The sequence below is a fragment of the Cupriavidus phytohabitans genome, assembly GCF_000426345.1.
GTDB lineage: Bacteria > Pseudomonadota > Gammaproteobacteria > Burkholderiales > Burkholderiaceae > Cupriavidus.
On the sequence record NZ_AUFE01000016.1, the window covers coordinates 111,742 to 121,000 of the forward strand.

Here is a 9,259-nt window from a genome sequence, read left to right on the forward strand (position 1 = left end):
TCAGCTCCCGCCGCGCCGCGCAGCCAGCCTGCCCAGTGTCCAGAACAGCGACAGTGCCACCACCAGCCCGGCCAGCAGCCCGCCGATCGCCAGCAGGCTCGGGAAGGCCGACACCCGCACCCAGATGCGCGCGTACCACGGCAGGTCGCCGACGTAGTAGCGCTCGCCCAGGCGCAGCCCATCGACCTGGTCCTGGCGGATCACGGTCAGGTCGCCGCGCATCTGCGCCACCTTGCCGGGGTTCTCGAGGGCGTCCAGCACGTCGGCCACGCGGCGGTCCTCGGTGGCGGTCAGCGCGACCACGGTGTTGCCGTCGGCCAGCGGCGATTCGAAGCCGACCAGCGCCGCTACCGGGCCATCGGCGGACAGGATGGCGCGCCCCACGGGCGCGACCGGGTCCTCGCGCACGCCGCCCAGCCAGTTCGACCGGATGCCGGTGCGCTGGTCGCGCAGCGAGATCTCGGTCTTGCCGCGCGCGATCAGCATCGGCAGCGACTTGCCCCATTTTTCCAGCGTGGCGGCGCCGCTGCCGGTGCCGATCAGCAGCAGGTTATGGTCGCGCACGCTGTCGATCTTCGACGTCGGCACCACCGTCACGCGCAGCGACGGCAGGCCCGTCCACTTGCCCATATGGCCCAGCAGCGACAGCAGCGCTTCCTGGTCCATCGCGGTCGGCGCGTCGGGCATGACCACGGCCGTGTCGGCGAGGTCGGCCAGCCGGGTGAAGGGATACCCGCTATTGGCGAAGTACGCCAGGTTGGGCAGCCCGGTGTAGTGCGAGAAGCGGCTGAAATCGATGGTCGAGTCGGGGTCGATCGCCGCGCGCGCCACATCGGTCGCCGTGCCGCCGCACAGCGCCGTCTTCTGCGAATCGATATGGAACTGGAACTGCATCTGGTTGTTGCTGCCGACGCGGAACGCCGGGATGCCGACCCGCTGCGATGCCGACGCGGTGGTGCCCGACAGCAGCGGCACGCTGACCACGTTGTGGTCGTCGGTGCTGGCCAGCGGGCGCAGGCGGTACGAGCGCACCAGCTGGTCGTTGATGTCGATGCTCAGTACCGAGTCGTTGTAGGTGGGCGGCGCGGTATAGCGGTAGCGCAGGTTCAGCGGCACGCTGCTGCGGGTCCAGTCGTACAGGTCCGCAGGCACGCGCAGGTTGACGCGGATCGGGTTCGGATCGCTGCCGGCCACCTGCAGGTCCTGCGGGTCCGGCACCAGTTCGCGGAACAGCACGGGGCGGTCGGTCGGCGCCCAAGCCGGCGCGTCATAGGGCCGGCGCGGCTTGCCGATGTCCACCGATTCCACGCGTGCGCTGTTGCCGGCCATGGCCGCCTTGCCCAGCACCAGGGCATTGACCGCGGTCTGCAGCTCCTGCGCATTGCGCCCGGCCACCACCAGCAGCTTGCGGTCCGGGCTGGCCGGGCTGGGCATGAGGCTGACGGTCGGGCCGGTGATGGCCGGCAGGTTCAGGCCCGCCGGCATGGTCTGCGGCGTGACGAAGGCGATGGCGTCGCTGCCCGCCGGCGCGGTCCGCGCCACCGGGAAGCGCGCCTCGCGCCAGGCGGCCAGCGCGCCCAGCCATGATGCCGCGACGCCGGCGGCGCGCAGCGTCGCGCCGTCGGCGCCGGCCGGCAGCACGAACGGCACGGTCACGCGGCGGTTGTCGCGGCGGTCGAAGAACGGTGCCGGCAGCAGCGCGAGGTTGTCCGGCAGCGTCACGCGCGAGGTCTTGAGCGTGACCGTGGTGGCCGGGCTGATATCGGCCCACAGGCTCGAGTGCAGCGGATCCTCGCAATGGTCCAGCGTGTAGTGCGCGATCAGCTGCACCCGCAGGTGGTTGAAGTCGGTGAAGAAGCGCGGGTCGATATCGACCTCGCGCGTGACCAGGCGCCCGGCTTCCTTTTCTTCCAGCGGCAGCGTGGCGATGACTTCGTCGTTCAGCGTCAGCTTGATATGCGACAGCGGGAACACCAGCGCCGGCGAATAGGTAAAGGCCAGCCTGAGCCTGGCCGCCGTGACCACTTCATCGAGCCGCACGCCGATGTCGAGCTGCCGGGCGTGGTCCACGCCGCGCAGCGCGATCGGGCCATAGGCGCCCATCTGGCGCAGGGTGAGGACATGGGTGGCGGTATTGGCCGAAGCGGTTGTGGCAGGGCCGGCAACGGTGGCCGGCTGCGTCGCGGCCGGCATGGGCGGCATGGGCGGCATGGGCGGCGTGGCGCCCACGGCCGGAGCTTGCGCGCCCGCCGGCCATGACAGGCACGACAGGGCGAGCAGGCTGGCTGCGCATAGCGGGAGGCGGTGGAAGCGGGACGGGACGGAGCGGGTCATGGGCAGGATTGCGATTCCTTGCATGCTTCCTGGGGCGGGCGGCGCACGCGGCGCGCAAGTCTATACCCGCCGCGGGCCTGACGCAATGTTGCGGCAGGCTGTAAAAATTCCGCCGAATACGGTCGGGGAAGTGTAACGGCAAAAGCACCGCGGGCTCCGCATCACGCCCGTGCTCAAAAAAAAGATTCAACAACGAATAAAAAAAGCGGAAACGCTACCCTCTTGCCAAAGGGGACATTTCCGCTCCGGGGTTGTAGGAGAAGCACCGGCACTTGCGCGCGGCAAGCGCCCTTGCTTCACTCAGCCGTGCCGCTTATCCGCAGGTGTCGTCGGCCCGGCAAACGCCGTGCACCACCATCTCTCCCATCAGGTCCAGCGCTGCCTGGTCGGCTATCGCATCGCGCATGGCGTCCAGCGCGGCGTCGTGCGGATCGCCGGGGTTGCCGGCCGCGAGCGGCGTGTCATGCCAGCGGCGGGGCACGGCGGCGGGATCGATGTCGACAGCGGCGCCCTCGGCCAGCGCGTCCAGCACCGCCTGCTCGGCCGCGGCGATGGCATCGGCGGTCAGGCGAGTCGCATGATCGGGGCCAAAGCTGTCGAAGACGCGCGCCGGCGGCCCGTCCAGCAGCTTCCACAGTGCCAGTTCAGTCAGCGGCGTGCAGTTGATGGTTTGCCCTGCCTGCACCAAACCGTGGAGCTGCTGCCGGTTGGCATTGCCCTTTGCAAGGCCGCCGTCGCACCGCACCATCACCGCGCCGTCCGTCACGCCGGCCAGGCGGAAGGCACCGCTGGCGTCGGTTGTCGCCTGCCGCACCTGGCCTTGCGTATCGTGCAGTTGCACCGATGCGCCCGCCAGCGCCGCGCCGACCGCGGCGGTGCCGCTGATGTCGCGCGATGCGTCGTCCCCGCATGCCGCCAGGGCCGCCACCGCGCATGCGGGTAAGAGGTAGCGCCAGTTTCCGAGATGCTTGCCCATGATCTCGTCCTCAGGGCGCCAGCGCGGCCAGGTCGCGGTGCGAGCGGTTGAACAGGCCGCGCGCAAGCGGCGTCGGGCGGAAATCCACGTCGAGCGGCGAGATGGTGATGAACTTGGCCAGGAAGGCTGGCGTCTCGGCGGTGCGGGCGAGCGCTTTCAACTCGGTTTCCGCTGCGCCGGCTTCGATGGACACCGTGTTGTCGGCATTGCGCTTGTACGCGGTGGTGAACGAGTCCACCGTGCCCGGCACCGTCAGTCGCACCCCCGCAGGGGCTTGCCCGCCAGCGGCGATCGGGTAGTTGATGCTGAGCGGATGGGCCACGGGCAGCAGCGGCTGGCCGGCGCGACGCGTGGCTTCCAGGCTGGCAATCACGCGGGCCAGGAAGGCCCCGGCCTTGGGGAAGGCGGCCAGCGTCGCGGGGAAGCCGCTGCGCGCCTCGGCAAAGTCGACGCCGACGCTCAGCGCGATGGCCGGCACGCCGCGCCGCGCGGCGAACAGGACGTTCATCACCGTTCCCGAATGCGGGATCGAGTCCGACAGGTTCTCACCGAAGTTGGCGCCGGAGACGACGAGGTCGGGCGTAAAGCCGCTTTCCGGGCCGACGATCTTCAGGCACATGGCGGTGGCATCGACCGGCGAGCCGCTGCCGATGTAGTCGGCGTTGGTAGCATCGAGCGCGCCGCCGGCCACGTAGGTGGGCTTGACCCGGTGCACGCAGTACGTGTCGGGGCCGCCGGCGAGCGGTTCCACCACCAGCCGCGTGCGTCCATCGGGCACGGCATAGGCGGCACCGGAGCCGCTCTGGTTGCTGGCCGGGCCAACCGTGATGACGCGGTGGCCCGCATCCTGCAAGGCCTTGCGCACGGCGGTGATGCCGGGCGCGGCGCAGCCATCGTCATTGGTCAGCAGCACGTTGAGCGCGTGGGCGGGGGTGGCTGCCGCGGCCAGGGCCGCGGCAGCGAGGCTCAGCCGCAAGGGGGCCGGAAGTCTGAGCATGGAACCTGTCTCCTCATTCTGATGGGTATGGAAAGCGCTGCATGGCCGCGGCGCCAGCGGTGAAGCAGCAAGCCGGCGCCCTATGCCGCGAGCAGTCCCCGCGCGCGCGCCAGCGTGATCGCCGTGTCCTCGATCATGTCTTCCTGCCCGCCCACCAGGCGCTGCCGCCCCAGTTCGACCAGGATCTCGCGCGCGGGGATGCGGTACTTGGCCTCGGCGCGCTTGGCGAACAGCAGGAACGACGAATACACGCCGGCGTAGCCGAGCGTGAGCGCGTCGCGGTCGATGCGGATGGGGTGGTCCATGATCGGCACGACCAGGTCTTCGGCCACGTCGGCGATGCGGAACACATCGACGCCGGTCTCGATGCCCATGCGCTCGCACACCGCCACCAGCACCTCCATCGGCGTGTTGCCAGCGCCGGCACCCAGTCCCGCTGCGGCGGCGTCGATACGCGTGGCACCCGCGGCGATCGCGGCGAGCGAGTTGGCGACGCCCATGGCGAGGTTGTGATGGCCGTGAAAGCCCAGTTCGGTCTCGGGACGCAGCGCCTGGCGCACCGCGGTCAGCTTCTCCGTGACGTCCTGCGGCAGCATGTGGCCGGCCGAGTCGGTGATGTACAGGCAGTTGGCGCCATAGCCTTCCATCAGCAGCGCCTGCTGCACCAGCGTCTGCGCCGGCGCCATGTGCGCCATCATCAGGAAGCCCACGGTATCCATGCCGAGCTTGCGCGCCATGCCGATATGCTGCTCGGACACGTCGGCCTCGGTGCAATGGGTGGCGACGCGGATGGTCTGCACGCCGATGTCGTGCGCCATGCGCAGGTGCTCGACGGTGCCGATGCCGGGCAGCAGCAGCGCGGACACCCGTGCATGCTTCAGTTCGCCCAGCACCGCGCGCAGGTATTCCTCGTCGCTGTGCGCGGGAAAGCCATAGTTGACCGAGGCGCCGCCCAGGCCATCGCCGTGGGTCACTTCGATCAGCGGCACGCCGGCGGCGTCCAGGCCGCGGGCGATGCCCTTCATCTGTTCCAGCGAGATCTGGTGGCGCTTCGGGTGCATGCCGTCGCGCAGGGTCATGTCGTGCAGGGTGATGCGTTGGCCCATGGCGTGGCTCCTCAGGCAGTGGTGGTGGCGGGGATGGCGGGGGTGGCGGGGGTGGAGGACAGCATCGCGGCGGCAATGCATTCCGCGGTGCGGGCGGCGGAGGCGGTCATGATGTCGAGGTTGCCGGCGTACTTGGGCAGGTAGTCGCCCAGGCCCTCGACCTCCAGGAAAATCGATACGCGCTTGCCGTCGAACACCGGGCCATTCTTCAGCGTGTAGCCCGGCACGTACTTGCGCACCTCGGCGATCATGTCGTGCACCGACGCGGTAATCGCCGCGACGTCGGGCGCCTCGTCGGTCAGGCAGTGGATGGTGTCGCGCATGATCAGCGGCGGCTCGGCCGGGTTGATCACGATGATGGCCTTGCCCTGGCGCGCGCCGCCCACGGCTTCGATCGCGCCCGCCGTGGTGCGCGTGAATTCGTCGATATTGCGGCGCGTACCCGGCCCGACCGAGCGCGACGACACCGTCGCCACGATCTCGCCATAGGCCACCGGTTGCACGCGCGACACCGCATACACCATCGGAATGGTGGCCTGGCCGCCGCACGTGACCATGTTCACGTTCATCTCGTTGCTGCCGATGTGGGCCTCAAGGTTGACAGGCGGCACGCAGAACGGCCCGATCGCCGCCGGCGTCAGGTCGATCACGCGCACGCCGCGCGCAGTCAGCCTGGCCGAGTGCTCGGCGTGGACGTAGGCCGACGTGGCATCGAAGGCGATGCGGATATCGTCGGCCTCCAGGTGCGGCAGCAGGCCGTCGATGCCGTCGCTGGTGGTCTTCAGGCCGAGTTCGCGCGCGCGCGCCAGACCTTCGGATGACGGCTCCACGCCGACCATCCAGACCGGTTCCAGGATGTCGCTGCGGCGCAGCTTGTAGAGCAGGTCGGTGCCGATATTGCCGGGCCCGATCAGGGCGCATCGGATCTTGTTCATGGTGTCTCGCGTGGCGGGTGAAAGGAATCAGGAAGTCAGCAAGGGAGTCAGCAAGAAATTCAGCAAAACGCGGCGCTGCAGCCGCCGATGCCCGTGATGTGCATGGACAGCCGGTCACCGGCCTGCACCGGGATCAGCGCGGCGAGCGAGCCCGACAGGATGGCCTCGCCGGCCAGCAGCGGGATGCCGAAGCTGCCCAGCGTGTTGGCCAGCCAGGCCACCGCATCGGCGGGATGGCCGAGCGCGGCGCTGCCCGGGCCCGTGGCCACGCATTCGCCGTTCTTCTCCAGCGTCATCGCGCAGGCGGCCAGGTCGAGGCCGTGTGGACTGACACGCTCGTCGCCGAGCACGTAGACGCCGCAGGATGCGTTGTCGGCGACGGTGTCCTCGATGCGGATGCGCCAGTCGCGGATGCGCGAGTCGACGATCTCGAAGCACGCCGCCACCGACTCGGTCGCGTCGAGCACGTCCTCGCGCGTCACGCCCGGGCCGCGCAGGTCGCGCCGCAGGAAGAAGGCAATCTCGCCCTCGGCGCGGGGCTGGATCAGCGTGTCGGTCGGAATGGGCTGGCCCGCGGCGTAGTGCATACTCTGCAGCAGGATGCCGAAGTCCGGCTGGTGTACGTCCAGCATCTGCTGCACGGCTTTGCTGGTCACGCCGATCTTCTTGCCGGCGACGCGGTCGCCCGCGGCGAGGCGGTGGGCGATGAAGCCTTGCTGGATGCGATAGGCGTCGTTCACATCCAGCGCCAGGCCGCGGCCGCTCAGTGGCGGCACCGGCGAGCGCGAGACGAGCGCGTGGTGGAGTTCTTGACTGAGCGTGGCGATCTGGTCAGCGTGCATGGCAGGAAACGGGTTGCGCTGCCGCGGCCTGTTGCCGCGGCAGCCAGGGACAATGCGGGCGTCAGAACGAGTACTTGGCGTTGAAGGCCACGTAGTCGCGATCGGCCAGCGGGCGGTTGGTAATGCTCGGCCCGCCGATAAACGCCGCGTAGGTCAGGTTGAGCTCCAGGTTGTTCAGGTACTTGAAGGTCACCCCCACGCTGGCGCGCCGGTCGCCATAGCCCATCAGCGTGCCGAAGGCGCCGGCCACTGCCGAGCGGCCGCTGAACTGGTGCGCATAGGTAAGCGGCACGGTCAGGTCCCAGCCGTCGAACACGTTGTTGTAGGTCAGCGACCAGCCAAGCTGGAACGCCGCCGAGTTGCGCGTGTTGGTCAACTGGCTGAAGCCCATCACCGGATCGACGCTCAGTACATGCAGGTAGGCAATTTCACCGAGCAGCGCCTGCGAGTTGGCGAGGAAGGTGGGCCCCACCGAGTAGATCGCGGACAGCTGCCCCTGCAGCGCCTTGCCGCGCGACGCGGTGGGCGAGCCGGCCACGTCCACCAGCATCGGTATGCCGTCCTTGTAGCTGACCTCGCCGGCGATGTTTGCGCCGAGCATCTGCGTGGAGAAGCTGGCGCCGGTCAGGTTGATGCCGCCGTAGAACTTCTCCTGGTATTGCAGCGTGGGGAACATCGAGGTCACGACGCTCGGGTTCTTGTCGTGGTAGCGCAGCTGGTAGAGCCCGACCTCGGTGCCTTCGAACACGCGCCAGCGCGCGCCCACCCCCCACTGTCCCCAGTCGGACGGGCGGACGTCCGGCCCGCGCGGAATGCGGAAGCCGGGCCCGATGATGAACTCCGCGCCCGGGCCGACCAGGTCGCTGGTGCTGAAGTAGCTGCCCGGCGCCGACAGCTGGTTCGGCTTGAAGGTGAACTGGTAATAGCCCATCAGGCTGAATGACGGCGTGACCTGCAGCTGCAGCGATGCCTGCGGCACCGGCAGCAGGATGTCCTTGACCTCGGCGCCCGGCACAAAGGCCTTGGTGGCATCGGCAGGCCCCTGCGCGCCGGCGATATTGGCGAAGAACAGGCTCTCGCCCCATGCCACTACCTGGTTGCCCAGCTTGAAGCTCAGCTGGGTGCCGCCGACCGGCGTGGTGCCGTAGACATAGGCATCGAGCAGCTGGGCGCGGTGCTCGTGGTAGTCCTGCGCCGATTCCGTGAACTGGTTGAACGGGCCGCTGTGGTTGACGGTGAACGGCGCGTTGTTCGAGTTGGTGCCGCGGTAGGCCCAGTCGTAGAACACGCTGCCGCGCAGCAGCGCGCCGAAGGCGCCGTGGCGCAGGTGGGCTTCGCCCAGCAGCGACACGCGGTTGGCGATCATGTCGCCGGGCTTGAAGTTGCGGTCGCCGTCGTCGCCGTTGATATTGGCCGGGCTCAGCAGCGTGTCGCTGCGGTGGCCGGTGCGCACTGCCGCGCCGTAGGACGCGGTGACGCTGTAGTCGAGCGTGGTGTCGCGGCCGAATTCGATCGTGTCGCCGGCATGTGCGGCAGGCGCGAGCAGCGTCGCCATTGCCGTCATCGCGGCCATGGCGATAGGCCGCAGCCGGCTGCGGCGCTTCACTGGGCCGCGTGGTGGTTGTTGCATGGTGGTCTCCCCTTGGTTTCGGTGGTGGTTCATGGCCTGGCACTTCGAATGGCGCGCTCTGGCCGCAAGCGTAGAGAGGGGGAGACCTGCACAAATCGGCAGAATGGACTAACGAGGCTCTGCCTCAGACCGACGAGTAGTACGGGTGACTGCGGAGCGCTGAGGGGGTAAGGTGGCTCCGGTCGAGCCGGCTGGGACAAGCCCAGCGATGTACGAGCTCGAAGCTCAATGGGGTCCGAAGACCCCGTGGACGACCGGAGCCAGACATGACGGTACCACACAGTGTGTGCGATGTTCTACGCGACCACGTCGTGCTCGAAAGCGAGTGCATCGACCGGATGTACCTCAACGTGTACGTGCCGCAGTTGCAGCGCGTAGGCGGCGTGGTGTGGTACCTGCGCGGCCACCTCGGTCAGCGCTTTGCCTCGACGGCGACGGT

General features: G+C 68.9%; 7 protein-coding genes. All 7 read right to left on the bottom strand.

Annotated features, from left to right (window positions below):
- The 7 genes from bcsB to K309_RS0114615 all read right to left on the bottom strand — a co-directional run bounded on the left by bcsB (position 1) and on the right by K309_RS0114615 (position 8,820).
- Entirely contained in the window at positions 1-2,334 is a 2,334-nt protein-coding gene (gene bcsB / locus K309_RS0114585) for a cellulose biosynthesis cyclic di-GMP-binding regulatory protein BcsB (RefSeq protein ID WP_084402432.1), read from the bottom strand.
- 313 nt (positions 2,335-2,647) lie between these two features.
- Positions 2,648-3,310: a peptidase associated/transthyretin-like domain-containing protein gene (locus K309_RS0114590; protein WP_029047119.1), complete on the bottom strand. Its 663-nt coding sequence runs from the start codon at positions 3,308-3,310 to the stop codon at positions 2,648-2,650.
- 10 nt (positions 3,311-3,320) lie between these two features.
- Entirely contained in the window at positions 3,321-4,307 is a 987-nt protein-coding gene (gene surE, locus K309_RS0114595; protein ID WP_029047120.1) for a 5'/3'-nucleotidase SurE, read from the bottom strand.
- A gap of 80 nt (positions 4,308-4,387) precedes the next feature.
- Entirely contained in the window at positions 4,388-5,413 is a 1,026-nt protein-coding gene (dmpG, locus tag K309_RS0114600; RefSeq protein WP_029047121.1) for a 4-hydroxy-2-oxovalerate aldolase, read from the bottom strand.
- 11 nt (positions 5,414-5,424) lie between these two features.
- Positions 5,425-6,348 carry an acetaldehyde dehydrogenase (acetylating) gene (locus K309_RS0114605; protein WP_029047122.1) on the bottom strand — a complete coding sequence of 308 codons (924 nt, stop codon included), beginning with the start codon at positions 6,346-6,348 and terminating at the stop codon, positions 5,425-5,427.
- 59 nt (positions 6,349-6,407) lie between these two features.
- Complete coding sequence (dmpE, locus tag K309_RS0114610; RefSeq protein ID WP_029047123.1) at positions 6,408-7,190, bottom strand: 2-oxopent-4-enoate hydratase; 783 nt, start codon at positions 7,188-7,190, stop codon at positions 6,408-6,410.
- Positions 7,191-7,251: 61 nt separating this feature from the next.
- Positions 7,252-8,820 (bottom strand): DUF1302 domain-containing protein, encoded by a 1,569-nt coding sequence (locus tag K309_RS0114615; protein WP_029047124.1) that lies wholly within the window; start codon positions 8,818-8,820, stop codon positions 7,252-7,254.
- Between the last annotated feature and the right edge of the window lie 439 nt (positions 8,821-9,259).